This window comes from Cognatilysobacter bugurensis, from assembly GCF_014652095.1.
Classification (GTDB): Bacteria; Pseudomonadota; Gammaproteobacteria; order Xanthomonadales; family Xanthomonadaceae; genus Cognatilysobacter; species Cognatilysobacter bugurensis.
The window spans coordinates 156,257-182,442 of the sequence record NZ_BMYD01000003.1 but is presented as its reverse complement, the minus strand read 5'-3'; the positions used below and the strand labels follow the sequence as shown (position 1 = coordinate 182,442).

Genomic DNA, 26,186 nt, shown 5'->3' with positions numbered 1-26,186 from the left:
CTCAGGTCGAAGTCGGCCGGGTCTGACGCAGATAGTGGCCGGTGACGAGCGCCGCGCCAACCCAGCCGAGCAGCGTCGAGGCCGCCACCGCGGCGATCGCGGTCGACGGCGTCAGGCCCTGCAGTGCGAACGTGCTGCCGTAGCTGCGCGCGAGTTCGGCAATCGGCGCGCACAGCGCGAGATCCGCCGCGGCGAGCAATGCAACGGCTAGCGCGCCGGCGAGCGCGCCGTACGCCGCGCCGAGATAGAGGAACGGCCGGCGCACGAAGCCGTCGGACGCGCCGAGCAGCTGCAGCACCTCGATCTCCTCGCGCCGCGACTGGATATCGAGCCGGACCGTGTTGCCGACGACGAGCAGCGCGCCGAGGCCGAGCAGCACGCCGAGCACCGCGGCGAGCCGGGCGCCGAGGCGAAGTACGTCGCCAAGGCGCTGCCGCCACGCGGCGTCGTGTTGCACGCGCTCGGCTTCGGGCAGCGCCTGCAGCGCGGCGAGCAGCGCGGTCTCGTCGCCGCGCGGGGTGATCTGCAGCAGGCCCGGGAGCGGATTCGCCTCGAGCGCATCGAGCGCTTCGGCGAAGCCGCGCGAGCGCAGCATCCGGGCGCCCTCATCGGGCGAGCGCCAGTCGACGCCTGCGACATCGCTGCGCTCGTGCAGTCGCTTTGCCAGTGCCCGTGCGCGCGCCTCGGGCAGGTCGGGCGCGACGAAGACGTCGATCGCGCGCGTGGCCTGCACGTCGCCCGACAGCCTCCCGAGGTTCGCGAGCGCCAGGCCAAGGCCGAGCGGCAACGCGAGGGCGATCGCGAGCACTCCGACGGTCAGCGCGGTGGCCCACGGCCGGCCGACGAGGCGACCGATGCTCGCGACCACGCTGTAGGCGTGATGGTCGATCCAGGTGCGCATGCGCCCACCGCGTGCGGGACGGGCCGCGCTCATGCAAGTTCCTCCGGCGCGATGTCGTCGACGAGACGGCCGCCGTCGAGCACGAGCACGCGCCTGCGCATGTGCCGCACGAGCGTGAGGTCATGACTCGCGACGAGCACGGCAGTGCCGCGCGCGGCGAGCGATTCGAGCAGCGCCAGGATCTCGGCCGACAGCGTGGGATCGAGGTTGCCGGTCGGCTCGTCGGCGACGAGCAGCGCAGGCTCGCAGACGATTGCGCGCGCGATGCCGACGCGCTGCTGCTCGCCGGCAGACAGTTCACGCGGACGCGCCGTGCCGCGCTCGCCGAGGCCGACCTTCTCGAGCACGGCGCGCACGCGCTTGGCGATCTCCGCACGCGGCGTGCCGCGCAGCAACAGCGGCAGGCCGACGTTGTCGGCCACGCTGCGGTCAGCGAGCAGGCGGTGGTCCTGGAACACGACGCCGACTTCGCGGCGGTGCATCGCGACGCGACCGCCGCGCACCTTCGCGAGGTTGCGGTCGGCAAACAGCACGGTGCCGCGCGTCGGTCGCTCGCTGAGGTGGATCAGCCGCAGCAGCGTGCTCTTGCCCGCACCGGAGTGGCCGGTCACGAACAGCATCTCGCCGGGTTCGACCGCAAAACTCACATCGACGAGCGCATCGCGGCTCGCGTAGCGCTTGCTGACCTGGTCGAAACGCAGAAGCGGCATGGACTCGGCGGACGGCAACGACGGCCGGGAAGTATCGCAGAAGCGCAGCGGCGGGCCGCGCGCCGTGTCATGGCTTTGGCGATGTCAGCGGACGAAGCCCGGTGCAGGTGCGGCGGCGTTTCGCGCAGATGCCGGGGCAGGAAGCCGCGTCCGTCATCGAAGATCCGCGACCGATGCTTCGGGGCGCCGAGCCATGAGCCTCGCGTCCGTGATGCGCACGACGGCGCGATGGGCTCCGTCGAAGGCGCCGCGGCGGCGACGTCTTCGGACCGATCGGTTGAGCGCCTCGTCGCGAGCGGCTCGATGCACGCCCATGGGTCCAGCGCCGCGCTGACCGCGGCGCATGAACCTCCAGGCGCCTCAGTGCTGCGAGCGCGGTCCGCGCGTCACCAGCGAGCGCAGACCGCGGCCGATGCGGCGCAGCAGGCCCGGCTTCGCATCCGTCGGTGCCGCTGGCGCGGCGTTGGACGCCGCGCCAGCGGCAGGCTTGCGCGGCTTTGCGGCAGGCTTCGCTGCCGGGGCCGCCTTCGGCGCGGCGTCGGAGCCACGGGCGTCGGCCGCAGCGGCCGGCTGCGCGACGCCAGCGGCGTCCGCGCCTTCGCCCACGCGGCGTCCGCCACGGCGGCGACGGCGCTTGCGCGGCGCGCGCTCGGTCGTCTCGAGTCCCGTCGGCGTGCCACCGGCGTGTTCGACGTGCACCGCCGTCACGGCCACGACCTCGACGGGTGCTGCCGCCGCGGCCGCGCCGTCCGTCGTTGCCTCTTCGCGGCGCGGGCGCGGCGGACGCGGGCGGTCGCCGTCGCGCGGCGCACGCTCGCTGCGCGGTCCGCTGCCGCTGCCGCTGCCGCTGCGCGAACCGGAGCGGCTCTTGACGCCACGGCGCTCGTCCTCGGCCGCGCGCTGCTCGCGCGCTTCCTTGAAGATCGAGCCGATGCTCTCGCCGTCGTCGCCCTCGGCCTCACCGACCACGGGCTCGCGCTTGGGGCGCGGCGTCATGACCAGCATGTCGGCCGTGACCTGCTCGGTCGGCAGCTTCTGCTCGATGTAGGCCTCGATGTCCGGCAGGCTCATCGCGTAGCGCTCGCACGCAAAGCTGATCGCATCGCCTTCGGCGCCAAGGCGCGCGGTGCGGCCGATGCGGTGCACGTAGTCCTCGGCGTCGAACGGCAGGTCGTAGTTGTAGACGTGCGACACACCGTCGATGTGCAGGCCGCGCGCGGCGACGTCGGTCGCGACGAGGATCTCGAGCTGGCCGGCCTGGAACTTCTTGAGCAGCGACTCGCGCTTCTTCTGCGGCACGTCGCCGCTGAGCACGCCGACGCGGTAACCGGCCTTTTCGAGTGCGCGCGCGACGCGCTCGACGAACGCCTTGGTGTTGACGAACACCATCGTGCGTGCGCCCTCAGAGCGCGACAGCAGCGCGATCAGCAGCGGCAGCTTTTCCTCGTCCGAAGGGTAGTACACCTTCTGGCGCACCTTGGCCGCGGTGATGAATTCGGTCTCGACGACGAGCTTCTCGGGCTCGTTCATGTGCTCGTACGCGAGTTCGAGCACGCGATGGCTCAGCGTCGCCGAGAACAGCAGCGTCTGGCGCGTGGTGCGCTCGGGCATGCGGCGCAGCAGGAAGCGGATGTCCTTGATGAAGCCGAGGTCGAACATGCGGTCGGCTTCGTCGAGCACGCACATCTCGCAGGCGTGCAGCGACACCACCTTGTGCTGCTTGACGTAGTCGATGAGCCGGCCCGGCGTGGCGATGATTACGTCCGCGCCCTGCAGCAGCAGCTCGCGCTGCTTATCGTAGTCCACGCCGCCGTAGACGAGCGCGAACTTCAGGCCGAGGTCGCTGCCGAACTTCACCGCGTCCTTGTGGATCTGGATCGCGAGCTCGCGCGTCGGCGCGAGGATCAGCGCCCGCGGGTCCTCGGGCTTGCGGTCGGCGAGCGCGGGCTTCGTCAGCAGCCGGTTCATGACCGCGACGAGGAACGCGAGCGTCTTGCCCGTGCCGGTCTGGGCCTGCCCGGCCACGTCGCGCCCGTTGAGCGCCAGCGGCAGCGTCAGCGCCTGGATCGGGGTGGTGCGGGAGAAGCCCGCGGATTCCAGCCCGGCGAGCAGCTCCGGATGCAGGGGGAACGAAGAGAAGGTGATGTCGGTTAAGGGCTTGTCGCTCATGGCCTGTTCGGGTCGGCGCGCGGTGCGCGCGTGGGTCTGGCTTGCGTGGGTAGCGGCGGCGACGCAGACTGCCGGGGCCGTTCGGAATGCCACGCGGGCAGGAAAATCGGGCGGCCGGCCAGGCGCGATTCGCCGGCCAGGGCCGTGCACACGACGTGTCACGGCGACCCAGTCTACCGTATGCGTCCGCGCCCCTTGCGCCGGTGCCCCGGACGTGCGCGCTTTGGTCCCCCAGGAGAATTTTGTGAGCGAGAAAGTCAAGCACGTCGGCGACGCCGACTTTGAAACAACGGTGCTGCAGTCGTCCGAGCCGGTGCTCGTGGATTTCTGGGCCGAGTGGTGCGGCCCGTGCCGCATGATCGCGCCGGCGCTCGACCAGCTGGCCGACGATTACGACGGCCGCGTCAAGATCGTGAAGGTCAATGTCGACCACAACAAGTCGACCGCGATGAAGTACCACGTGCGCTCGATCCCGATGCTGCTGCTGTTCAAGGACGGCCAGGTGCAAGCCACGCAGATCGGTGCGGTCGGCAAGGCGCAGCTCGCGCAGATGCTCGACAAGGCGCTCTGAGCACCTGCGGTCCGCGGCCCAGCGGCCGCCGCCGAGGGCGCCGCCCTGCGCCGCCGGACCGTGCGCCCGGCCCCGGACCCGTGTGAACCGCGCGCCGGCCGCATCGCGCGGCCGCTTGCGTATGTGACGGGGGCGGTGCTAGCTTCCTGCGGCATCCGGCGCGTGCGCGTTACGCCCGCCGCACCCCGTCTCCGAATTCTGCCTCCCTCCCTCCGCTCGCACACCTGCGAGCGCTCGCCGCTTAGCGAGGATTCCACGCTTGTCCGAACAGACCCCTGACGCCGGCGAAGTCGCCGAGAAGCGCGTGCGCAAGCCGCGCGCCCCGAAGTCGGAAACCGCGGCGGCCGATGCCCGCCCCGAACAGCTTCCGCTCGAGACGCCGCGCAACGACGCGCCGCGCGCCGAGACGCCCCGCACTGAAGCGCCGCGCAACGAAGCGCCCCGTGCTGACGCACCGCGCTCCGAGTCCCCGCGCTCCGACGCGCCGCGCGAGTCCGCGGCGGCCGGCGATGGCGGCTCGAACGGCTCGTCGAACGACGCGTCCGGCCAGGGCGGTGGCTCGTCGAACGGGCAGCCGCAACAGGGCGGCCCGCGTGAGCAGGGCGACGGCCAGCGCGGCAACCGCCGTGACCGGTTCCGTAACCGCCGCGAGCGCCAGCGCGGCGGCGGTGGCGGAGGTGGTGGTGGTGGCCGCGATGGCGGCATGAGCGACGACGGCGGCCAGGACACGTTCGTCCCGCGCGCGCATCCGCAGGTGCCGGAAGGCTTCCCGCAGTACTCGCTCGGCGACCTCAAGCGGATGCCGGCGCCGAAGCTGCTCGAGATCGCCGACCAGCTCAACATCCATGAAGGCGTCGCCCGCGCCCGCAAGCAGGACGTCATCTTCGCGCTGCTCAAGGTGCTCACGCGCCACGGCGAAGGCGTCGCCGCCGACGGCGTGCTGGAAATCCTGCCCGACGGCTTCGGCTTCCTGCGCGCCGCCGAGGCGAGCTACCTCGCCGGCCCGGACGACACCTACATCTCGCCGAGCCAGATCCGCCGCTTCAACCTGCGCACCGGCGATCACATCTCGGGCCGTATTCGCTTCCCGAAGGACGGCGAGCGCTACTTCGCGCTCAACATCGTCGATACGATCAACGGCGAGCCGATCGAGGCGAGCAAGAACAAGGTCCTGTTCGAGAACCTGACCCCGCTGTTCCCGCGCCGCAAGTTCCGGCTCGAGCGCGGCGACGGCAGCACTGAGGACATCACCGGCCGCATCCTCGACCTGATGGCGCCGCAGGGCAAAGGCCAGCGCGCGCTGATCGTCTCGCCGCCTAAGGCCGGTAAGACGATGCTGATGCAGCAGGTGGCCACCGCGATCACGCATAACCACCCGGACGTGCACCTGATCGTGCTGCTGGTCGACGAGCGCCCCGAGGAAGTCACCGAAATGCAGCGCACCGTGCGCGGCGAAGTGGTGAGCTCGACGTTCGACGAGCCCGCCGGCCGCCACGTGCAGGTCGCCGAGATGGTGATCGAGCGCGCCAAGCGCCTGGTCGAGCACAAGAAGGACGTGGTGATCCTGCTCGACTCGATCACGCGTCTGGCGCGTGCGTATAACAACGTCGTGCCGTCCAGCGGCAAGATCCTCTCCGGCGGTGTCGACGCGAACGCGCTGCACCGGCCGAAGCGGTTCTTCGGCGCCGCGCGCAACGTCGAGGAAGGCGGCTCGCTGACGATCATCGCCACCGCGCTGATCGACACCGGCTCGAAGATGGACGAGGTGATCTACGAAGAGTTCAAGGGCACCGGCAACTCGGAAGTGCACCTGAACCGCCGCATCGCCGAGAAGCGTGTCTACCCGGCGATCGACATCAACCGCTCGGGCACGCGCCGGGAGGACCTGCTCATCGAGCCGGAGCTGCTGCAGAAGATCTGGATCCTGCGCAAGCTGCTGCACGGCATGGACGAGATCGCGGCAATGGAATTCTTGCTCGACAAGATGAAGACCACGAAGTCGAACGACGAGTTCTTCAGCTCGATGAAGCGCTGAGCCGATCGCGGCACGCTGAACGAAAACGCCCTGCAATGCAGGGCGTTTTTTATTGGCGCGGCATCCGTGACGGACGGCGGCGTTTGCCGCTCGACCGGCGTGGTACGTCTGCTCGCAGGCCCACGACATCGGACGCACGCATGCCGAACGAAGCCCTGCACCTCGGCCCCGCCTCGCAACTGCGGTACGAGCTCGTGCGCGAAGGCGAAGCGCGCATGCACATGCGCCTGCCGGAAGACGTCGAGAGCTACCTCGTGTTCGTGCTCCATCGCCACCAGGGCGACGCGCAACTCGGCGGCCGCACGATGGCGCTCGAGTGCCTGCACGGGCTCGAATGCGTCGGCACCGCGCGCTGCGATGCACTGCGCGACGTCGGCGATCGCTGCCTGTTGATCGCGGGCCTGTTTCCCGCGCTCGCACGGCGACGCAATGTCGGGCCCGATTACTACGCGTCGCTGGGGCAGGCTGCGTACCCCGAAGTCGCCGTGCTTGCCCGTGCCGGCCAAGCGTCGCTGTTCGTACAACTGGCACACGGCTTCGTCGCGATGCGGCACGTGCTTGCTGGCGTCGCGGCGCAGGTGCGCACCTGCGGCAGCCCGTCGTCGCGCGCGGCCCTGCTCGAGTCGGGGCCCAGCGCCGGGCACTGAGGCGTTCGCGTCGAGGGCCCGCTGCGGCGGGCCTCAGTCGCGGCGCGCGGCTTGGCGCAGCAGCAGGTCGATCACCGCGCCCGTGCCCGGCGTGGTGGCGACGACGACGCGGTTGCGCCCGTCGCGCTTGGCCCGGTACATCGCACTGTCGGCGCGCGCGAGCCATTCGCTGGCCGTGTCTTCCGGGCCGAGTTCGGCCGCGCCAACGGACATGGTGATCGGTCGCCCGCCGACCTCGACCTGGTCGGCCACGCGCTGGCGCAGCGTCTCGCACAGCACCGGCAGCGCGGTCGCGTCGATGCCCGGCAGCAGCAGCACGAATTCCTCACCGCCGTAGCGGAACAGCCGGTCGCCACGGCGCGTCGTCGCAGCGATCACGCGCGCGAAATCAACGAGCACACGATCGCCCGTTTCATGCCCGTGCTCGTCGTTGACGTGCTTGAAGTGGTCGATGTCGAGCACGGCCAGGCTTACCGGCGTGTCGTTGCGCCGGCTCGCGGCGATCGCGATCGGCAGTTCCTGCTCCATCGCGCGGCGGTTCGCGGCCGAGGTCAGCGCATCGCGCGTGACGAGCTGCTCGAGCTGCATGCGCTGGTGCTCGGTGCGATGCGCAAAGATGTAGGCGAACAGTCCCACGACGAGACCGGTCACCGCGAACGCGACGCGCATGTACGCGCTGTCGAACCCGGTGCCGACCGCGGCCACCGTGAGCACCGTCACGACGCCGTAGGCGATGGCCGTGCGCTTGCCGACGATCAGAAAGCTGGCGACCACCACGGCGTACACCCACAGCAGGCCCGCGAGACCCACGAGCATGGATACGACGATGACCCCGGCCGCGCCAATGCCGGCCGCGATCCGGCCCGCGACTTCGACGCTGCCACCGCGCCACATGTAGACGACGCTGCCGGCGATCACGATGACCACGCCAAGGTCGATGAATCCGGTGGCCGTCGCGCCCGTCATGAAACGGTAGACCGCGATCGGCACCAGGCACAGCGTGGCCAACGTACCGAACAGCGTGATCAGCGCGAAGCGGAAATCGGTCTGAAGGCGCTGCCACGGCATCGGTAAGTCCCCGTCATCCCAAAGCGGTGCGATGGCGCCGCGGCGCCCGGACAGGGACGCTCGGAGTCGATATCGGCGGTCCGCGACCGGACTTGAATCGGAACGTTCAGGTGTCAGCCGGTCGCAGGCGCCGGTTGATCGATGACGGCGCGGTCGCGCCCCGCGCGCTTGGCGCGGTACATCGCCCGGTCCGCGCGCACGAGCCACTCGCGGGCCGTCTCGTCCGGTTGCAGCACGGCTGCGCCGATCGACACCGTGACCGGTTCGCCGCCGACTTCGAGCCGCGTTCGCGTGGCATCGCGCAGCGCTTCACACAGCCGCGCGAGCGCGGTCGCATCTGCACCGGGCAGCACGAGCAGGAACTCCTCGCCGCCGAGCCGGAAGAAGCGATCCGTGCGTCGGGTGACATCGCGCACGGCGTGCGCGAATTCGATGAGCACGCGGTCGCCCGCCTCGTGGCCGTGCGTGTCGTTGATGTGCTTGAAGCGGTCCAGGTCGAGCACGATCAACGATGCCGTGCCCGCGTCGCTGCGCGCGGCGTCGATCGCCCGTTCGAGTTCCTGGCCGAGCGAACGCCGGTTGAGTGCGCCGGTGAGCGCATCGTGGGTGGCCAGGCGGTGCAGGTGCGCGTGCTGCAGTCCCGCGCGCTGCGCGAACACGTAGGCGAACGCGGCGCTCAGCGCACCGGTCGTCGTGTGGACCGCCGCCTGCACCGCCGACTCGTACGCGCCGGGCATCAGAAGCAGCGCCGCAAGCGTGATGGCCGACAACGCAATCGCCCAACGCCGCCCGGTGAGCAGGAAAACCGCGAGCACGTATGGATACAGCCACGGCGCGGCGAGCGGGCCCACGAGCGCCACGGTGCCGAGCACGCCGGCCCCGAGCGCCACGCTGACCAGCCGCGCGGCCGGCTCGACCGCGCCGCCGCGCCACACACGCACGATGGCGCCGAGCACGACCGCGATGATCGCCGAGTCGAGCATCGCGACCGCGACCGGGCCGACCATCGCGCGGTAGAGCGCAAACGGCACGACGGCCACGACGAGGCACGTCCCGGTCAGGACGAGGACGGCAAACGAAAAATCGGTGCGCAGGCGCTGCAGCGACATTCCGGGCTCGAATGTGATGGCGAACGGGCGTTCCACGGGCCGCGTATCAGTCTTCGCCGCCGACTATGCCACCGTTCCGACCGCGAGCTTCACGCCCCGTGGCCGGGTGCGCCTCGACGATCGGCCGTCCCCGCTGCCGATCGAGGTCCGCCATGGCGATTCAACGTGTCCGCCCGCCGCTGCATGCACTCGCCGTCGGCGCCCTCGCGCTCGCACTGGCTGCCGGCTGCCAGCGCGACGTCGACGTCGATGCGGCGGCCGTCGAGGGCCCCGCCGGCGCGGCGGTTGCGACGGACGCGCCGGCCACAGGCACGCCGGCCCGACCGGACGCGCAGATGCAGGCCGTGCTCGACCAGCTCGCCCAGCTCGGCGGCAAGCCGCTTGAGACGCTGACGCCGGAGCAGGCGCGGCAGCAGCCGACGCCGGCCGACGCGGTCGGCGCGCTGCTGAAGTCGCTCGGCAAGGACCCGGGCCCCGAAGCGGTCGCGAGCGTCGAGAACCGCACGATTCCCGGCCCGGCCGGCGAGATCCCGATCCGCATCTACACGCCGATCTCGGCGGCACCCGCGGCGAACCCCGGCCAGCGTCCGGTGATCCTCTACATCCACGGTGGCGGCTGGGTGATCGCCGACCTCGACACGTACGATTCCAGCGCACGTGCGCTTGCGAACGCCGCCAACGCGGTCGTCGTGTCGACGCATTACCGCCAGGGCCCGGAGGCGATGTTCCCCGCGGCGCACGAGGACACGCTGGCCGCCTACAAGTGGGTGCTCGACAACGCCGGCTCGTTCGGCGCCAACCCGAAGCAGGTCGCCGTCGTCGGTGAAAGCGCGGGCGGCAACATGGCCGCGAACATCGCGATCGCCGCGCGCGACCAGAAGCTGCAGATGCCGGTGCACCAGGTGCTCGTGTACCCGGTCGCTGGCGCCGACATGACCACCGCGTCCTACACCGAGCATGCGAACGCGAAGCCGCTCAGCAAGCCGATGATGGAGTGGTTCGCGCGTCAGTACGTCGGCGACATGAGCCGGATGAGCGACCCGCGCATTGCGCTCGTGCAGCAGCAAAACCTCGCGAACCTCCCGCCTGCGACCGTGATCCTCGCCGAGATCGACCCGCTGCGCAGCGAAGGCCAGCAGTACGGCGAGGCCCTGCAGAAAGCCGGCGTACCGACTGTGATCGAGCAGTACAACGGCGTGACGCACGAGTTCTTCGGCATGGGCGCCGTGCTCGACAAGGCGCGCGAGGCGCAGCAGCTCGTGGGCCAGCGGTTGCGGGCGGCGTTTGCGGGGGCGCCGGGCGGTGGCCAGCCGGCTACCACCGCCGAGAGACGCGGCACCACGGGCAACGCGAACACCTCCGCGCCTGCACCGACAACGCCCGACGAAGGTTGACGCAGGAGCGCAAGCCCCCTCCGACGCAGTCGCACGCTCCCGCACGGCCGACGCCTGCGCCGTGCCGTGACTCGCTGCGACCTCGCGGTCCGCGACGTTAATGACTGCTTCGGATCGGGGAGCAGATGGCAAGCGCGACCACTACCGCCTAGCCGCTGGTGCGCGGAGGAAGCCCCCGCACACGCATACCCCGGCACACGGGGGCGTCGCCGCAGCCGTCGAGTGCGGCTATTGCGCGCCGAGCGGCGCCCTCAACCTCAGACCGAGACCCGGCAGATGCACGGTGCCAGATGCGAGCGCATCGCCGCTTCGCGCCTCCTCGGCAGACTCGGCATCACGTGCCCATGGCAACGGCATCCGTGGCCCGGGCACGTAGGCTCGCCATTCGAATTCGTTTGGCGGCGGCCTCGACTCATCGTCCATCATCACGAAATCAACCGGCACGCGCACGGCCCAACGTCCTGCGCTGGCGTTGGGACCTGTTGCGGGAGGCTCGAATGTCCACTGCTTCGCACCGCCCACGGCTGCCTGTGCAAACACACGCCGCCAAGCCGCCATCTCTGTCTCGCTCGCAATCACGCCCAGGTTGACCTGCTCCGCCGCCGCTTCAACGACGCGTCCGTCGTGTCCGACCAATGCCACGACGTAGACCGTGCCACCGACACGCGCGTGCAACGCCGGCATGGGATACCGCGGCGGCGACATCGAGACCGACCGCACGACGTGATCTCGCCTGTGCGAACCGAACTGCGCCCCGCGTACTTCGATCCGGTAGTCGCCGCCGTCGAGTTTCTTCGCGACCAGACGCACGCTCATCGGCGCGCGGCCGCGATCGGTGTCCGGATCAAGCGTGACCGGCTCGAACTGCCATTGCGGCACGGTGCGCGCCAGCAACTGCTTGACGGCCGGCGCGAGCTTGTCGGCGTGGTCCAGTGCGTAACCAAGCACGCGACCGTCGGCGGTGATGTCGACCGTGCCCTTGACCACGAGACTCGATTCGACCTGCTTGCGCACTGCGCCCGGTCCGTTCGCAAGCGCTGCAACGCTACACAACGCCAGCAAAAGTCCGCCTACCCACGCTCGCATCCCCATCGTCCCGCTCCTGAGTCTTTCGCGGCGCGAGCATAACCGTGCGACGACGTGCGCACGACGCGATCCATTCTCGCCATGCACCGTCCTGCAGATGCGCCGCGGGTCGAGCCGTGCGCACGCAATAATCGCCAACGGAGGTGGCCATGCACGGCGGCGGACTCGAACTGGCTCTGGTGTTCCTGCTCGCCGCGGTGATCGCGGTGCCGCTGCTGCGTCGCTTCGGGCTCGGGGCGGTGCTCGGCTACCTCGCTGCCGGCGTCGCGCTCGGGCCGTTCGGGCTGCGCGTCGTCGATGACGCCGCGCCGGTGCTCGCCGCGTCCGAAATCGGCGTGGTGATGCTGCTGTTCGTGATCGGCCTGGAGCTCTCGCCGGCGCGTTTACGTGTGATGCGCAACCCGGTGTTCGGCTCGGGCGGGGCGCAGGTCGCGCTGTCGGGGCTCGCGCTCGCCGGGCTTGCTTGGCTGGCCGGGCTCGATGCGCGCGCTGCGATCGTGGTCGGCCTCGCGCTCGCGCTGTCGTCGACGGCGGTCGGGCTGCAGTTGCTCGCCGAGCGGCAGGCGCTCACGGCCGCGCACGGCCGGCTCGCATTCGCGGTCCTGCTGTTCCAGGACCTCGCGGCGATTCCCTTGCTCGCGGCGATTCCGCTGCTCGGCCGCGGCCTCGACACCGGCGACGGCGCGCTGTGGCCGGCGGTGCTGCAGGCGCTCGCCGCGATCGGGGCGCTCGTGTTCGGCGGCCGCGTGCTGTTGCGTCACGTGTACCGCGCGGTCGCGCGGACGAACATGCCGGAAGTCTTCACGGGCGCGGCGCTGCTCACCGTGCTCGGCGCGGCGTGGCTCATGCAGATCGCGGGACTATCGGCCGGGCTCGGTGCGTTTCTCGCCGGTGTGCTGCTCGCCGATTCGGAATTCCGACACGAGCTCGAAGCGCAGATCGACCCGTTCAAGGGCCTGCTGCTGGGGCTGTTTTTCATGGCCGTCGGCATGAGCATCGACCTCGACCGCGTCGCCGCCGAGCCCGGCCTGATCGCAGCAATAGTGGTCGTGCTCATGCTGACGAAGGCGCTCGTGCTGTTCGGCGTCGGACTGCATCCCGGCGGGCTCCGGCCGCGCGATGCGCTGCAGCTCGCCGCGGTGCTCGCGCTCGGCGGCGAGTTCGCGTTCGTCGTGTTCGACGAGGCGCTGCGCGCGCGCGTGATCGATGCGGTGCTGCGCGACCGGCTCGTCGCCGCGGTCGGCGTGTCGATGGCGCTGACGCCGCTGCTCGTGGTCGGGCTCGCGCGGTTGCTTGCGGCGCGGCCCGCGCCCGCGCCGAAGCGCGAATTCGACGCGATCCCCGACACCCAGCCGCAGGTGCTCGTCGCCGGCTTCGGGCGGTTCGGTCAGATCGTCGCGCGTCTGCTTGGTGCCCGGCGCATCCGCTTTGTCGCGATCGAGCACCGCGCCGAGCAGGTCGACTTCGTGCGGCGTTTCGGCAACCTCGTCTATTACGGCGACCCGGCGCGGCCCGAGCTGCTGCGCGCGGCCGGCGCGGCCGGCGTGTCGGTGTTCGTCATCGCGCTCGACGATCCCGCGCACGCGCTGCGCACCGTGCGCACGATCCGCCGCCATTACCCGCAGGCGAAGGTGTTCGCGCGTGCCCGCGACCGACGCCACGCCTGGGCGCTCATGGATCTCGGCGCCGACGCAATCCGCGAAACGCTGCATTCGAGCCTGCGCATGGGCGAGGACGTGCTCGTCGCGCTCGGCGAGGCGCCCGGCGCGGCGCAAACGCATGCGAGGCGGTTTGCCGAGCACGACGCGCACCTGCTCGAAGTTCAGTACCTGCTGCAGGACGACGAGGACGCGCTGCTGCAGTCGTCGAAGGACGCGCGTCGCGAGCTCGAGCAGTTGTTCGACGCCGACCGCGGCGAGGAGGCACTGGCCGCCGTCGAAGCCGATCCGGTGCGCGCTGCAACGCCCGCGCCCTGACGCGGCGCGTTGCGTCAGCGGTGGTCGCGCAGGAAGCGCGCCATCGACACCGGCCCGCCCGTCGCGGGTTCGAACTCGGCGGCGATATCGACAAAGCCGCGCATCAGCGCGATCTCGCGCGGCGTGCGCCCGAGGCTGTCGCGTCGGTCGGGGTCGGCGCCCGCGCGCAGCAGGCGCTGCACCACGCGCATGAGCCCGTGCAGCGCTGCCAAGTGCAACGGGCCGAAGCCGCGCGCATCGACGGTCTCCAGGCTCGCGCCGTCGTCGAGCAGCCGCTCGGTCGCGGCGATCAACACGTCCTCGTCGGCCGCCGTGCCGGGTTCGGCGCGCGCGCCGAGCAGCAGCAGCAGCGGCGTGGTGCCGCCGGCTTCGCGGTCGACCTCGGCGCCGGCCAGCAGCAGGGTGTCGAGCAACGCGAGCAGCCGCGCCCGGTCTCGCGCGGTGAAACCGTACATCGCTGCGCAATGCAGCGGCGTGCGCTGCTGCGCGTCGACGGCCTGCACGTCGGCGCCGGCCGCGAGCAGGCGGCCGGCCAGGTCCGGCAGGCCGAGCGCGCAGGCGACCATGAGCACGGTGAGATCGCCCGGCAGGCGCTGCTCGAGCGGTGCACCGGCCGAGAGCAGGCCGTCGACGATGTCGGCGTGGCGCATGCTGACGGCCGCCGACAGCGCGGTCGCGCCCGACTGTGAAGCGAGCTTCGGGTCGGCGCCGCGCGAGAGCAGCAGGTCGACCACCGCGCGATGGCCGCCGCCGGCTGCACGCAGCAACGCGCTGCAGCCCTGTGCGTCGATGGCGTCGACCGGCAGGCCGAGATCGAGCAGGCGGCGGACGGCGTCGGCATCGCCGATGATCGCCGCCGACGGCACGTCGGCCGGCTGCAGCACGCGCCGGGGCAGCGGCCAGCCGCGCCAGTCGAGCCAGTCGGCGAGGTCGCGGCGCCCGGCCGACAGCGCGACGCCGAGCGGCGTCTGCCCGTCTGCCGCGAGCAGGTCCGGCGTGGCGCCGCGCGCGATCAGCGCCTTGAGCGCGTCGGCGCGGCCGAGCGCGGCGGCGAGGTGCAACGCGCTCATGCCGTGGCTGTCGCGCGCATCGAGCGCGATGCCGCTGGCCAGCAGACGCTCGAGCAGCGCCATCCAGCCCAGCCGCACGGCGAGCGCCAGCGGCGGGTCGCCGGCCGGCGAGCGGCCGAACGGATCGGCGCCGCGATCGAGCAGTTCAAGCGCGAACGCCTCGGCGCCGCGCGCTGGCGCGGCGGCATGGCAGGCGGCGAGAAAGCGCGCGAGGCCGCCCGCGCCGGCCGGCGACGCCGCGCGTGCGAGCAATTCGCGCATCGACGCGATCGCCGGTGCGCCGCGGCCGAGCAGCACGAACAGCGGCGTGTCGCCGCGCCGATCGGGCACGTGTGGGTCGGCGCCGTGCGCGAGCAGCCAGGCGACCGCACCGGGGCGCGCGGCGAGGCCGTCATCGTGCAGCAGGGCGCCGAGTTCCGTCGGGGTCACCAGCGGCAGGAGCGTTGCGTCCGGGGCGCCGTCGCGCAGTGTTTCGCGCAGCAGGGCGAACGGTGCGAGGTCGGGCATCGGCGCATCACCTGCATCCGCGTTGACCGCGGCGGGCAGTGCGTACTGCGGGTCGAGCAGCGAGACGAGTGACCAGCGCCCGCCGGCCAGCGCGATATCGACGGCGTTGCGGCCTTCGGCGTCGCGTTGCTGCGCATCGACGCCGAGTTCGACGAGGCGCGAGACCAGCGACGCATCGGCGCGCTCGGCCGCGCAGGCAAGCATGAGCGCATTGCGGCCCAGCGCGTCGGTCGCTGCGGCCTCGGCGGCAACGCCGTGCGGCAGCGCGTCGATCACGCATTCGAGCATCACCGCATGACCGCCGCGGGCGGCTTCGAGCAGCGGCGTGCGGCCCTGCAGGTCGGCCACGCCCGCGTCGGCGCCGGCGGCGAGCAGCACGCGGGCGATCTCCACGTGGCCCGCGAGCGCGGCCTCGTGCAGCGCGGTGCGGCCGTGCGTGTCGCGGGCGTCTACGCGCGCCTTCTGGCGCAGCAGCAGCTGCACGCCGGCGGGGTCGTCGTCCTCGGTGCCGGCCGCGGCGAGCAGCGCGGGCTGCCCGCCCGGGGGCTCGGGCTTGGCGCCGCGCTCGAGCAGGAATTTCGCGAGCCGCCAGTTGCCGGCCGCGCAGGCGACGCCGAGCGGGGAGCGTCCGTCGCCGTTGAGCGATTCGAGCTCGGCCTGCGCGTCGCGCAGCAGCGCGGCGACGCCCGGGTCGGAGCTGCGCGCGGCGTGGTGCAGCGGCGTGTTGCCGTCGGCGTCGCGGGCGCGCGGGTTCGCGCCGTTCGCGAGCAGCGTCATGACCGCTTCCGGCCGGCCGTGCCAGCTGTCGCGCGTGGCGGCGAGCAACGGTGTCATGCCCGCATGCGGGCGGTTGACGTCGAGCCCGTGCGCGATGAGGGCGCGCAGCAGTCTGAGGTCGGGCAGCACCGCGGCGAGCACCGCGAGGCTGCGCTGGTCGCGTCCCGCAGGCGGCGGCGCATGCAGATCGGCGCCGGCTTCGACGAGCTCGAGCGCGCGGTCGACCCGGCCGCCGCGCGTTGCGGCGTAGAGGGCATCGGCCAGCGCGGCCGGGTCCTTGGGTGCGGGCGCGGGCTCAACCTCGACGACCGGCGCGGTATCCACAGCGTCCTCGATCTCGATGTCCTCGACGGACTCGAATGCGGACGGCGGCGTGAGCGGCGGCGCGATGCGCTGCAGCAGCAGGTGCAGCGGCGCCGACAGCAGCGCGAGCGCGATGCCGGCGCCCCAGCGTGCGGGACCGTCGAGCAGCCCGGGCCAGGCGAGCACGAGCACGCCCGCGAGCACGGCGGCCACCGCGAGCGCCGCGCCCAGCCCACGCCATGCGCCGACGTCGTCGCCGAGCAGCGCGGTCCAATGGGTCGACAGTGCACCGCCTTCGCGCTCGAGCCCATTCCACAGCGGCCACAACCGCCACAGCGCGAGCAGTGCGATGCCGGCAACAAAGCTCAGCGCGAACGCTGCGCCGAGCGTGCCGTGCGCACGCAACGCCTCGAGCGGCATCATCAGCGCCGCGGCCACAAGTGCGAGCGCGCCGGCCCACAGCAGCAACAGGGTCATGCCGTCGCGCGCACGCCCCGGATGCTGCTCAGGCGCGACCGCAAGCGCGAACAGCGGCTGCGCGCCGATGCCCGCAAGCGCAGCGATCCAGCCCCCGAACCCGCCGAGCGCGGCCAGTCCGGCGCCGCCCGCCAGCAGCAGCGCGCGACGCGCACGGGTGTGCACCTCAGGCATCCGTGCCCCAGTCCTCGGTCATCGGGTCGGCCGCGCCGGTCGGCGGCATCTGCAGATGGAAGCCGCGCGAGACGAGGTTCTCGCGCACGGTGTCGACATTCGCCTGCGCGAGCTTGCGTCCAGGCGTGAGTTCGACGTCGAGCACGAACTCCAGCCGACCGAGCTGCTCGAGCACCGGCGGGGGCACGCGATCGAAGGCCTCACGCTCGGCGAGGAACACGTAGGCGCCTTGCTTGCGCAGGCTCTTGTAGACGTAGGCGTGCATGGGGCCCTGTATTCGGGATCAGGAAAGTGGGCGGCGACGCTGCGTGCGTTGCGTTCGGCAGGCTGGGCCAAGCATAGAACAAGGCGTGACGTGCATCTCGCCTGAAACCCGCTTGATCCGCCTGCGAATGTTCAATTCGCGTCAACGCGGTCGCGTGCGCGGCATGATCGTGCGTCGACCAGCGGGCGGTGTGCGCGTGTGGCCGACGATTCACGTCGGCGTTGCACGCAGCGTCTCGACCGGTCACTCCACCGCGCCAACCGCGCTCGCCGCACTCAGTGATACCCGGAATCGGCCGCGACTTTCCCCGCGAACACCTTGTACGTCCACCACGTGTAGCCGAGGATCGCCGGCAGCAGCACGATCGCGCCGACGAGCACGAACTGCTGCGACGACGGCGGTGACGCGGCCTCCCAGATGCTCATCGCGGGCGGGAGGATGTTCGGCCAGATGCCGATCACGATGCCGGCAAAGCCCAGCACGAAGAACGACATCGTGAGCAGGAACGGCACGGCGTCGCGCCCCTCGCGCATCGCCACGCGCCACAGCGCGACCGCGTTGGCGAGCGCGAGCAGCGGCACGGGTGCCAGCCACCACAGGTTCGGGCCCTCGAACCAGCGCGCCATGATCCGCGAGTCGAGAAACGGCAGCCAAGCGCTGACAAGCCCCATGAACGCGACCACCACGAGCACGAGCGGCCGCGCCATGTACCGCGCGACGCGCTGCAGGCGGGCCTCGGTCTTGAGGATCAGCCAGGTGCTGCCGAGCAGCGCGTAGCCGAACACCACCGCCACGCCGGTGAGCATCGAGAACGGGCTGAACCAGCCGAACGGTCCGCCGATGTACTTGCCCTCCTGCAGCGGCATGCCCTCCACGACGGCGCCGAGGATTACGCCCTGCGCGAACGCCGCGAGCGTCGAGCCGAGCGCGAACGCGCTGCCCCAGAAGCGCTTGCCGCGGTTCGCCTTGAAGCGGAACTCGAACGCGACGCCGCGGAACACCAGCGCGATCAGCATCAGCAGCACCGGCAGGTACAGCGCCGAAAGCATCGTCGCGTAGGCGATCGGAAACGCCGCGAACAACCCCATGCCGCCGAGGATCAGCCAGGTCTCGTTGCCGTCCCAGATCGGGGCGGCGGTGTTCATCATGATGTCCTTGTCCTGTTCGTCGCGCGCGAACGGTGTGAGCACGCCGATGCCGAGCACGAAGCCGTCGAGCAGCACGTACATCAGCACCGAAAAGCCCACGATGAAGAACCAGATCACCGGCAGCACGGTCGCGACGTCCATCAGCGCGCCTCCCGGATTTCTTCATCGTCGAAATCGTCGACCGTCGACAGCGGGCGCTTGGGCCGTCGCTCGCCGTGCTCGGCGTCCGGGCCCGGATCGTGCGGCAGCGGGCCTTTCTTGACCTGGCGCGTGATGTACCAGATGCCCGCGCCGAAGATGATCGCGTAGACCACGAAGAACGTGATCAGCGACGCGAGCACGCTGCCGGCCTCGACCGTCGGGCTCACCGCTTCGGCGGTGCGCACGAGACCGTAGACCACCCACGGCTGCCGGCCGATCTCGGTCGTGTACCAGCCGCAGAGCAGCGCGATGAAGCCGGCAAACGTGAGCAGCCGCCAGCCGTGCAGCAGCCAGCGCGTTTCGAACAGGCGGCCGCGCTTGAGCGCCCACGCCGACAGCGCCGCGACGAACAGCATCGCAAAGCCGAGCCCGACCATGATGCGGAATGCGAAGAACACCGGCGCGACCGGCGGGCGGTCCTCCGGCGGGACCGCGGTGAGCGGCTCGATGTCGCCGTCCCAGCTGTGCGTGAGGATCAGGCTGCCGAGCCGCGGGATCGCGATCTCGTACTCGTTGCGCTCCTCGGCCATGTTCGGCCAGCCGAACACCACGAGCGGCAGACCCTCGCCTTCGAGCGCGGGCTCCCAGTGCCCCTCGATCGCGGCGAGCTTGGTCGGCTGGTATTTGCCCACATCGAGCCCGGCCAGGTCGCCGACGGCGATCTGCACCGGCACGGCAATCGCGGCGAACAGCACCGCCCAGCGCAGCATCTTCTTGGCGGCCTCTACGTGCACACCGCGCAGCAGGTAACGCGCGCTCACGCCGGCCACCACGAGGCAGGTGGTGATGTAGGCCGCGAGCACCATGTGCGCGAGCCGCACCGGGAACGAGGGGTTGAACACGATCTGCCACCAGTTCGCCGGCTCGAACACGCCCTCGGGCGTGATCGTGTAACCGGCCGGCGTGTGCATCCAGCTGTTCGCCGAGATGATCCAGAACGTCGACAGCAGCGTGCCGAACGCGACCATGCAGGTCGCGAGGAAATGCATCTTCTCGCTCACGCGCTTGGCGCCGAACAGCATCACGCCGAGGAACGTGGCCTCCATGAAGAACGCGGTGAGCACCTCGTAGCTCATCACCGGGCCCATGATGTTGCCTGCACGCGCGCTGAGCTCGGACCAGTTCGTGCCGAACTGGAAGCTCATCACGATGCCCGACACCACGCCCATGCCGAAGCTCAGCGCAAAGATGCGCAGCCAGAAGAAGTAGATGTCGCGCCAGATGCTTTCGCGCGTGCGCAGCCAGCGCCACTCGCAGAACGCGAGCCAGCTCGCGAGGCCGATCGTGAACGCGGGAAACAGGATGTGGAACGACACCACGAACCCGAACTGGATTCGCGACAGCAACAGGGCATCCACGCAGCGTGTCTCCGCGGCGCGCGGGGGAGCGCCGCGCGGGCCATTCTGCACAGCCCGGTGTGGTCACGCCTTCACCACATCGCGAACTGCGCGCTGAACCAGACCTGGGCCGCAGGTTTGCCGAAGCGGGCCACCTGACGATGCGTGCGCGGTGGCGCAGGTGGCCACGGTCGCGGCTGATACGCTCGCGCGGTCCTCGTTCGACCGGAACCGTTTAATGCGCCTGATGCCGCTTGCCTCGTCGCTCGCCCTGCTGCTGTCGTCCTCTGCGCTCGCGCAGACACAGCCCGCTCCGCCGCCTGCTTCTGCCTCCGCGCCAACGCCAATCACGCTCGATCAGGCGATGGCCGACCCGGACTGGATCGGCCCGCCGGTCGAGAACGCGTGGTGGTCGTGGGACGGGCGCGATGCGTACTACACGCTCAAGCGCGAGGGCGCGACGATCCGCGACACGTACCGCCAGCCGGTCGCCGGCGGCGCATCGGTCAAACTCGACGGCGCGGCGCGTGCAGAAATCGACGCCGCGCGCCCCGTGTTCGACGCGGCCGGCACGCGCATGGCGTTCGTCCGCAACGGCGACGTGTTCATCCGCGACCTGCGCAGCGGCGCGCTCACGCAGCTCACCGCGACCGAAGGCGCCGAGTCGCGACCGCAGTGGAGCGAAGCCGGTGATCTCGTGTTCCGCGCCGGCAACGAATGGCACCGCTGGCGCGCGGACGGCGGCGTGCGCCAGGCAGCACTCGTGAAGGCCGAGAAGGACCCGGCCGCCGCGCCGAAGCCCGACGACCTGCGCGACCGCCAGCTGCGCCTCATCGAAACGCTCAAGAACGATCGCGACCGCCGCGAGGCCGCACGCGTGCAGGACGCGCAGTGGCGCCGCGAGGACGCCACGCGTGCGCCATCGCCCGTCTACCTCGGCGATGACGTGTCGATCGTCGACAGTGCGCTTTCGCCCGACGGCCGCTGGATGCTCGTCGTCACCGAGCCGAAAAGCGGCGACCACGGCCAGGCCGGCAAGATGCCGAAGTACGTGACCGAGTCGGGCTACGAGGAGTTCGAAGAAGTGCGCGTACGCGTCGGCCGCAACGCGCCGATGCCGCACCGTCTGTGGCTCGTCGACGCCGCGAATGCGAGCGCGACCGAACTCAAGTTCGACAAGCTGCCCGGCATCAACGTCGACCCGCTCGCCGAAATGCGCAAGGCCGCGAAGCAGGACGCGCTCAAGGGCGACCGCCCCGTGCGCATCGAAACCGACGGCGACGGCAGTGGCCCGGCGATCGCGTGGAGCGGCGACGGCCAGGCCGCGTTGCTCGTGCGCGCGGTCGACAACAAGGATCGTTGGCTCGCCACGGTCGATCTCGGCAAGAAGGCGCTCGACGTGCGTCACCGCCTCACCGACCCGGCATGGATCAATTGGGGCTTCAACGAGTTCGGTTGGGTGCCGAAGACCGGCGCGCCGGACACGCTGTGGTTCCTTTCCGAGCACACCGGCTACTCGCACCTCTACCTCGGCGACGGCGGCAAGCCGCGCGCGCTGACATCCGGCAAGTGGGAAGTCTCCGCACCGCAACTCACGCGCGACGGCCGCACGTTCTACTTCACCTGCAACCGCGCGTGGCCCGGCGATTACGAGGTCTGCGCGGTCGACGCGTCGGGCGGCGCGGTGCGCGAGGTGACCTCGCTCGACGGCGTCGAAGACTTCACGCTCTCGCCCGACGGCACGCAGCTGCTCGTGCGCCATTCCGACAGCTACGTGCCGCCGCAGCTCGCGGTCGTCCCGGCCACTGGCGGCGAGGCGCGCACGCTCACCGATACGCGCACGCCGGAGTTCAAGGCGCGCACGTGGATCGAACCGGAAATCGTGCAGATTCCGTCCAGCGACGGCGCCGGCACGATCTGGGGCAAGTACTACGGCCCGAAGACGCTCGAGCCGGGCAAGCAGTATCCGGTGGTCATGTTCGTGCACGGCGCGGGCTACCTGCAGAACGTGCACGACAAGTACCCGGTGTATTTCCGCGAACAGATGTTCCACAACCTGCTCGTGCAGGACGGCTACATCGTGCTCGACCTCGACTACCGCGCGTCCGAAGGCTATGGCCGCGACTGGCGCACCGCGATCTACCAGCAGATGGGCACGCCCGAGCTGCGCGACTACCTCGACGGCCTCGACTGGATCGTCAAGAACAAGCAGGGCGACCGCGACCGCGCCGGCATTTACGGCGGCAGCTACGGCGGCTTCATGACGTTCATGGCGCTGTTCAAGGAGCCTGGCACGTTCAAGGCCGGCGCCGCTCTGCGCCCGGTCACCGACTGGTCGCAGTACAACCACGAGTACACGAGCAACATCCTCAATACGCCCGTGCTCGACCCGGAGGCCTACAAGCGCAGCTCGCCGCTCGAACTCGCGCACAACCTGCAGGACCACCTGCTGATTGCGCACGGCATGATGGACGATAACGTGTTCTACAAGGACTCGGTGATGCTCGCGCAGCGCCTCATCGAGCTCAAGAAGGACAAGTGGGAACTCGCGAGCTACCCGCTCGAGCGGCATGCTTATGCGCATCCCGAGGCGTGGTACGACCAGTACCGTCGCATCTACGAGTTGTTCGACGAGGCGGTCAAGAAATAACCGGCACGTTGTGATCGGTGAGATGCAAACGGGCGGCTTCGGTCGCCCGTTCGCGTTCTGGCGTGCAGTGACCTCCGCTTGGCCCCGTTTCCGAGTGCTGCGACCTCCGCTTGGCTCCGTTTCGGAGTGCTGCGACCTCCGCTTGGCTCCGTTTCGGATTCCTGCAATGTCCGTCGGTTTGCGTTCCGGGAAGCTGCAAAGGCCTCGGTAGAATGCCGGCCATGACCGAACACGCGCCTTCACCCGGACCGGATTTCGACCGCGTCCGCGATTACCTCACCGGACTGCAGGACCGACTGTGCGCGGCCGTCGAGGCGGCCGACGGACAGGCCCGCTTCGCCGAGGACCGGTGGACGCGCGCCGAAGGCGGCGGCGGCCGCACGCGCATCCTGCGCGGCGGCAATGTGTTCGAGCAGGCCGGCATCGGGTTTTCCGACGTGTCGGGCAGCACGCTGCCGCCATCGGCGAGCGCCGCGCGCCCGGAGCTTGCGGGCGCATCGTGGCGCGCGGTCGGCGTATCGCTCGTGTTCCACCCGCTCAATCCGTATATCCCGACGACGCACGCAAACGTGCGCCACTTCCGCGCGATGCGCGATGGCGAGACGGTCGCCTGGTGGTTCGGCGGCGGCTTCGACCTCACCCCGTTCTATCCGTTTGATGAGGACGTGCAGCACTGGCACCGCACCGCGCGCGAGTTGTGCGAGCCGTTCGGCGGACAGGCGCGTTACGAAGCGCACAAGCGCTGGTGCGACGAATACTTCTTCCTCAAGCACCGCAACGAAACGCGCGGCGTCGGTGGGCTGTTCTTCGACGATCTGCATGAGGACTTCGAGCGTGACTTCGCCTACCTGCGCGCAGTCGGCGACGGGTTCCTCGATGCCTATGCGCCGATCGTCGAGCGCCGCCGCGACATGCCGTACGGCGAGCGCGAGCGCGAATTCCAGCTCTACCGTCGCGGCCGCTACGTCGAGTTCAACCTCGTCTTCGACCGCGGCACGCTGTTCGGCCTGCAATCGGGCGGCCGCACCGAGTCCATCCTCATGAGCCTGCCCCCGCGCGTGCGCTGGGAATACGGCTTCAGCCCCGAGCCCGGCAGCGACGAAGCGCGTCTCGCCGACTACCTGCGTCCGCGCGACTGGCTTGGCGAGTCCACCGGTCCCGGCTGACCGGAGCGACTCGATCCCGAGGCATGGGCTTGGGCGCGTTCGATGGGCCGATCTCCTGCGCGTCAGCCCCACCCACCTGCCGACCAGGCGTCGGCGCTCTAGGGGCCGCCGGCGCGGCCGGCATGGCTCATCACCGGACTTTCATGTTGCGGCGCATGATGAACGCCGCATTCATGTTGTTGGCCCGTTTGACGGGATGACGCGGTCCGGTGCGTGGCAAGCCCCGCTGTATCAGGCGTTTCGCATTGCAGACGCTGCGTGGCGGCGGTTCGAACGCGGGTGCTGCAGCGCCGGCGCGTGCATGCGCGTGCAATCGATGCCTAGTGTTGCGCCTGTTGGCGCCGGGGGGAGCCGACAGGATCCCCTCGACGGTCGCCAGCGGCCTGCGGGTGGCCGCCGGCAGTGCCGCGCGGGCACTGGATGCACGGGCCCGACCCGGCCGATCGAGTGGATGGCAGGACCGGCGCGGACCGCCGGATGTTCGCACCGCGCCGCGGTGCGTCCACCATCGATCAAGGAGTCGCACGTGATGTCAGCTCATCCCCGCACCACCGCAATGTCGATGCTCGCCGTCGCAATCGGCCTGTCCGTTTCCTTCCAGGCGGCCGCTGCGGAGCGCGTCGCGCTTCGCTCGCAACCGCTCAATGCCGTCCCGCAGAACCTGCTCGCCGAACGCCTGGGCCTGGGCCCGCAGGCCACGCTGCAGGCGCGCGGATCGGCGCCGAACGCAAAGGGCACGCGCACCGTCCGCATGCAGCAGATGTACCGGGGCGTCCCGGTGTACGGCCACGTGGTGACGGTCGAGCAGGACGCGAGCGGCAACGCGCTGAGCGCGCACGGTGAGATCGCGCGCGACCTCGCGTTCGACCTGCCATCGGTGACGCCAAAGCTACGCGGCGCGCAGGCGGTCGGTCGCCTGATGCAGGTCCATGGCGTCCCGCCGAGGCAAGTGCAGGCCGCGATCAACCAGCGCGCCGAACTGTTCGTGCTGCCGCGCGGCAACGGCGCGAGGCTCGCATATCTGACGTCTTACTTCCTCGACAACGACGGCCACCCGACGCGTCCGCATGCGCTCATCGATGCGAACACCGGCGAAGTCATCGAACGCTGGGAAGGCCTGACGCATGCCAGCGCCGGCGGCCCCGGCGGCAACCAGAAGGTCGGCCAGTACACCTACGGCAGCGGGCTGCCGTATCTCAACGTCGCGCAGTCCGGCAGCACCTGCACGATGAACAATACGAACGTGAAAACCGTGAATCTCAATCACGGCACCAGCGGCAGCACCGCGTTCTCGTTCGGTTGCCCGACCAACACGGTCAAGGCGATCAACGGCGCCTACTCGCCGCTCAACGATGCCCATCACTTCGGCGCGGTGGTGTTCAACATGTACCGCGCGTACATGAACCAGGCGCCGCTGACGTTCCAGCTGACGATGCGCGTGCACTACAGCAACAACTACGAGAACGCGTTCTGGAATGGCTCGTCGATGACGTTCGGCGATGGCGCGACGAAGTTTTACCCGCTGGTTTCACTTGACGTCGCTGCGCATGAGGTCAGCCACGGCTACACCGAACAGAACTCGGGGCTGCAGTACTCCAACCAGTCCGGTGGCATCAACGAAGCGTTCTCGGACATCTCCGGCGAAGCGGCCGAGTTCTTTGATCGTGGCGCGAACGATTACCTGATCGGCTACGACATCGTGAAGGGCAGCGGCTCGCTGCGCTACATGTGCAACCCGCCGCAGGACGGCAGGTCGATCGACAACGCCGCGAACTACACGACCGGGATGAACGTGCATTACTCCAGCGGCGTGTACAACAAGGCGTTCTGCCTGCTGTCGAAGAAGACCGGCTGGGACGTGCCGCGGGGCTTCAAGGCGTTCGCGCGCGCGAACGACCTGTACTGGAGCGCGACCGAAAACTTCAACAGCGGCGCCGCCGACGTCGTACGTGCGGCCTGCGACCTGGGCTACAACGGCTCGGACGTGGTCTCTGCGTTCAGCGCGGTCGGCGTGAGTGCCGGCACTGTGCCGGCCGGCTGCGGCGGCAGCGGGGGCGGCGGCCAGACCTACACGAACGGCGCCGACTATGCGATCCGTGACAACAGCACGGTCGAAAGCCCGATCAGCGTCTCGGGCCGCAGCGGCTACGGCTCGAGCTCGACGCCGGTCGCGGTCAACATCGTGCACACCTACATCGGCGACCTCAAAGTCGACCTGGTCGCGCCGGACGGCAGTGTCTATGTGCTGCACAACCGCTCGGGCGGCAGTGCCGACAACATCAACACGACCTACAGCGTGAACCTGTCGACCGAGCTGCTCAACGGCACCTGGAAGCTGCGGGTGAATGACAACTATTCCGCCGACACCGGCTACATCAACAGCTGGAGCGTCACGTTCTGATGCGTAAGCGGACCGCTGCGGCCCAGGCCGTGGCGGTCCTTATC

General features: G+C 70.3%; 18 protein-coding genes. 8 read left to right on the top strand and 10 right to left on the bottom strand.

All coding sequences use genetic code 11. From position 1 onward, the window contains the following. Window position 1: 1 nt before the first annotated feature. From ftsX to rhlB, 3 genes are all read right to left on the bottom strand, one after another. Complete coding sequence (ftsX, locus tag IE075_RS10255) at window positions 2-934, bottom strand: permease-like cell division protein FtsX (protein ID WP_189456172.1); 933 nt, start codon at window positions 932-934, stop codon at window positions 2-4. Continuing rightward, entirely contained in the window at window positions 931-1,611 is a 681-nt protein-coding gene (gene ftsE, locus IE075_RS10250; RefSeq protein WP_189456170.1) for a cell division ATP-binding protein FtsE, read from the bottom strand. The genes ftsX and ftsE overlap by 4 nt, the downstream gene beginning before the upstream one ends. A 360-nt stretch (window positions 1,612-1,971) precedes the next feature. Beyond that, window positions 1,972-3,780 (bottom strand): ATP-dependent RNA helicase RhlB, encoded by a 1,809-nt coding sequence (rhlB, locus tag IE075_RS10245; protein ID WP_189456168.1) that lies wholly within the window; start codon window positions 3,778-3,780, stop codon window positions 1,972-1,974. Between the two features lie 244 nt (window positions 3,781-4,024). Between rhlB and trxA the strand changes: the two genes are divergently transcribed. The 3 genes from trxA (at window position 4,025) to IE075_RS10230 (ending at window position 7,033) form a co-directional block, all read left to right on the top strand. Next, on the top strand, window positions 4,025-4,351 hold the full coding sequence (gene trxA / locus IE075_RS10240) for a thioredoxin TrxA (RefSeq protein WP_189456167.1): 327 nt from the start codon (window positions 4,025-4,027) through the stop codon (window positions 4,349-4,351). Between the two features lie 259 nt (window positions 4,352-4,610). Then, window positions 4,611-6,386, top strand: a complete 1,776-nt coding sequence (gene rho, locus IE075_RS10235) for a transcription termination factor Rho (protein WP_229792459.1) — start codon at window positions 4,611-4,613, stop codon at window positions 6,384-6,386. A gap of 140 nt (window positions 6,387-6,526) precedes the next feature. Beyond that, window positions 6,527-7,033 carry a hypothetical protein gene (locus tag IE075_RS10230; protein ID WP_189456165.1) on the top strand — a complete coding sequence of 169 codons (507 nt, stop codon included), beginning with the start codon at window positions 6,527-6,529 and terminating at the stop codon, window positions 7,031-7,033. A gap of 33 nt (window positions 7,034-7,066) precedes the next feature. On the opposite strand, the gene IE075_RS10225 is transcribed toward IE075_RS10230, so the two are convergent. Further along, window positions 7,067-8,101 (bottom strand): GGDEF domain-containing protein, encoded by a 1,035-nt coding sequence (locus tag IE075_RS10225; RefSeq protein WP_189456164.1) that lies wholly within the window; start codon window positions 8,099-8,101, stop codon window positions 7,067-7,069. A gap of 113 nt (window positions 8,102-8,214) precedes the next feature. Beyond that, the gene (locus IE075_RS10220) at window positions 8,215-9,246 is read right to left on the bottom strand and encodes a GGDEF domain-containing protein (RefSeq protein ID WP_189456162.1); all 1,032 of its coding nucleotides are present in this window, start codon (window positions 9,244-9,246) and stop codon (window positions 8,215-8,217) included. Window positions 9,247-9,362: 116 nt separating this feature from the next. Between IE075_RS10220 and IE075_RS10215 the strand changes: the two genes are divergently transcribed. Continuing rightward, the gene (locus IE075_RS10215) at window positions 9,363-10,604 is read left to right on the top strand and encodes an alpha/beta hydrolase (protein ID WP_189456160.1); all 1,242 of its coding nucleotides are present in this window, start codon (window positions 9,363-9,365) and stop codon (window positions 10,602-10,604) included. 228 nt (window positions 10,605-10,832) lie between these two features. On the opposite strand, the gene IE075_RS10210 is transcribed toward IE075_RS10215, so the two are convergent. Next, window positions 10,833-11,696 carry an energy transducer TonB gene (locus IE075_RS10210; RefSeq protein WP_189456158.1) on the bottom strand — a complete coding sequence of 288 codons (864 nt, stop codon included), beginning with the start codon at window positions 11,694-11,696 and terminating at the stop codon, window positions 10,833-10,835. A gap of 143 nt (window positions 11,697-11,839) precedes the next feature. Here IE075_RS10210 and IE075_RS10205 point away from each other — a divergent pair, with 143 nt between their 5' ends. Then, window positions 11,840-13,666, top strand: coding sequence for a monovalent cation:proton antiporter-2 (CPA2) family protein (locus IE075_RS10205; protein ID WP_189456156.1), 1,827 nt, complete (start codon window positions 11,840-11,842; stop codon window positions 13,664-13,666). A gap of 14 nt (window positions 13,667-13,680) precedes the next feature. Here the strand turns inward: IE075_RS10205 and IE075_RS10200 are convergent, their stop codons facing one another. The 4 genes from IE075_RS10200 to IE075_RS10185 form a co-directional block, all read right to left on the bottom strand. Further along, entirely contained in the window at window positions 13,681-16,974 is a 3,294-nt protein-coding gene (locus IE075_RS10200; protein ID WP_189456154.1) for an ankyrin repeat domain-containing protein, read from the bottom strand. Continuing rightward, on the bottom strand, window positions 16,967-17,239 hold the full coding sequence (locus tag IE075_RS10195) for a YcgL domain-containing protein (protein WP_189456153.1): 273 nt from the start codon (window positions 17,237-17,239) through the stop codon (window positions 16,967-16,969). The genes IE075_RS10200 and IE075_RS10195 overlap by 8 nt, the downstream gene beginning before the upstream one ends. 275 nt (window positions 17,240-17,514) lie before the next feature. Then, window positions 17,515-18,528 carry a cytochrome d ubiquinol oxidase subunit II gene (cydB, locus tag IE075_RS10190; RefSeq protein WP_189456151.1) on the bottom strand — a complete coding sequence of 338 codons (1,014 nt, stop codon included), beginning with the start codon at window positions 18,526-18,528 and terminating at the stop codon, window positions 17,515-17,517. Continuing rightward, window positions 18,528-19,946, bottom strand: coding sequence for a cytochrome ubiquinol oxidase subunit I (locus IE075_RS10185; RefSeq protein WP_189456149.1), 1,419 nt, complete (start codon window positions 19,944-19,946; stop codon window positions 18,528-18,530). Before IE075_RS10185 ends, cydB begins: the two co-directional genes overlap by 1 nt. Window positions 19,947-20,172: 226 nt before the next feature. Here IE075_RS10185 and IE075_RS10180 point away from each other — a divergent pair, with 226 nt between their 5' ends. The 3 genes from IE075_RS10180 to IE075_RS10170 all read left to right on the top strand — a co-directional run bounded on the left by IE075_RS10180 (window position 20,173) and on the right by IE075_RS10170 (window position 26,142). After that, window positions 20,173-22,575, top strand: coding sequence for an alpha/beta hydrolase family protein (locus tag IE075_RS10180; protein WP_189456670.1), 2,403 nt, complete (start codon window positions 20,173-20,175; stop codon window positions 22,573-22,575). A gap of 221 nt (window positions 22,576-22,796) precedes the next feature. Continuing rightward, a complete protein-coding gene (hemF, locus tag IE075_RS10175) occupies window positions 22,797-23,741 on the top strand; it encodes an oxygen-dependent coproporphyrinogen oxidase (RefSeq protein WP_189456147.1) in 945 nt (314 codons plus the stop codon). Window positions 23,742-24,270: 529 nt separating this feature from the next. Then, window positions 24,271-26,142 (top strand): M4 family metallopeptidase, encoded by a 1,872-nt coding sequence (locus IE075_RS10170; RefSeq protein ID WP_229792458.1) that lies wholly within the window; start codon window positions 24,271-24,273, stop codon window positions 26,140-26,142. Window positions 26,143-26,186 lie beyond the last annotated feature (44 nt).

Excerpts from the sequence above, each read along its gene's own strand:
- ftsX (WP_189456172.1), bottom strand. The coding sequence starts at position 934 with ATGAGCGCGGCCCGTCCCGCACGCGGTGGGCGCATGCGCACCTGGATC.
- ftsE (WP_189456170.1), bottom strand. The coding sequence starts at position 1,611 with ATGCCGCTTCTGCGTTTCGACCAGGTCAGCAAGCGCTACGCGAGCCGC.
- rhlB (WP_189456168.1), bottom strand. The coding sequence starts at position 3,780 with ATGAGCGACAAGCCCTTAACCGACATCACCTTCTCTTCGTTCCCCCTG.
- IE075_RS10230 (WP_189456165.1), top strand. The coding sequence starts at position 6,527 with ATGCCGAACGAAGCCCTGCACCTCGGCCCCGCCTCGCAACTGCGGTAC.
- IE075_RS10225 (WP_189456164.1), bottom strand. The coding sequence starts at position 8,101 with ATGCCGTGGCAGCGCCTTCAGACCGATTTCCGCTTCGCGCTGATCACG.
- IE075_RS10215 (WP_189456160.1), top strand. The coding sequence starts at position 9,363 with ATGGCGATTCAACGTGTCCGCCCGCCGCTGCATGCACTCGCCGTCGGC.
- IE075_RS10210 (WP_189456158.1), bottom strand. The coding sequence starts at position 11,696 with ATGGGGATGCGAGCGTGGGTAGGCGGACTTTTGCTGGCGTTGTGTAGC.
- IE075_RS10205 (WP_189456156.1), top strand. The coding sequence starts at position 11,840 with ATGCACGGCGGCGGACTCGAACTGGCTCTGGTGTTCCTGCTCGCCGCG.
- IE075_RS10200 (WP_189456154.1), bottom strand. The coding sequence starts at position 16,974 with ATGCCTGAGGTGCACACCCGTGCGCGTCGCGCGCTGCTGCTGGCGGGC.
- IE075_RS10195 (WP_189456153.1), bottom strand. The coding sequence starts at position 17,239 with ATGCACGCCTACGTCTACAAGAGCCTGCGCAAGCAAGGCGCCTACGTG.
- cydB (WP_189456151.1), bottom strand. The coding sequence starts at position 18,528 with ATGGACGTCGCGACCGTGCTGCCGGTGATCTGGTTCTTCATCGTGGGC.
- IE075_RS10180 (WP_189456670.1), top strand. The coding sequence starts at position 20,173 with ATGCCGCTTGCCTCGTCGCTCGCCCTGCTGCTGTCGTCCTCTGCGCTC.
- hemF (WP_189456147.1), top strand. The coding sequence starts at position 22,797 with ATGACCGAACACGCGCCTTCACCCGGACCGGATTTCGACCGCGTCCGC.
- IE075_RS10170 (WP_229792458.1), top strand. The coding sequence starts at position 24,271 with ATGTCAGCTCATCCCCGCACCACCGCAATGTCGATGCTCGCCGTCGCA.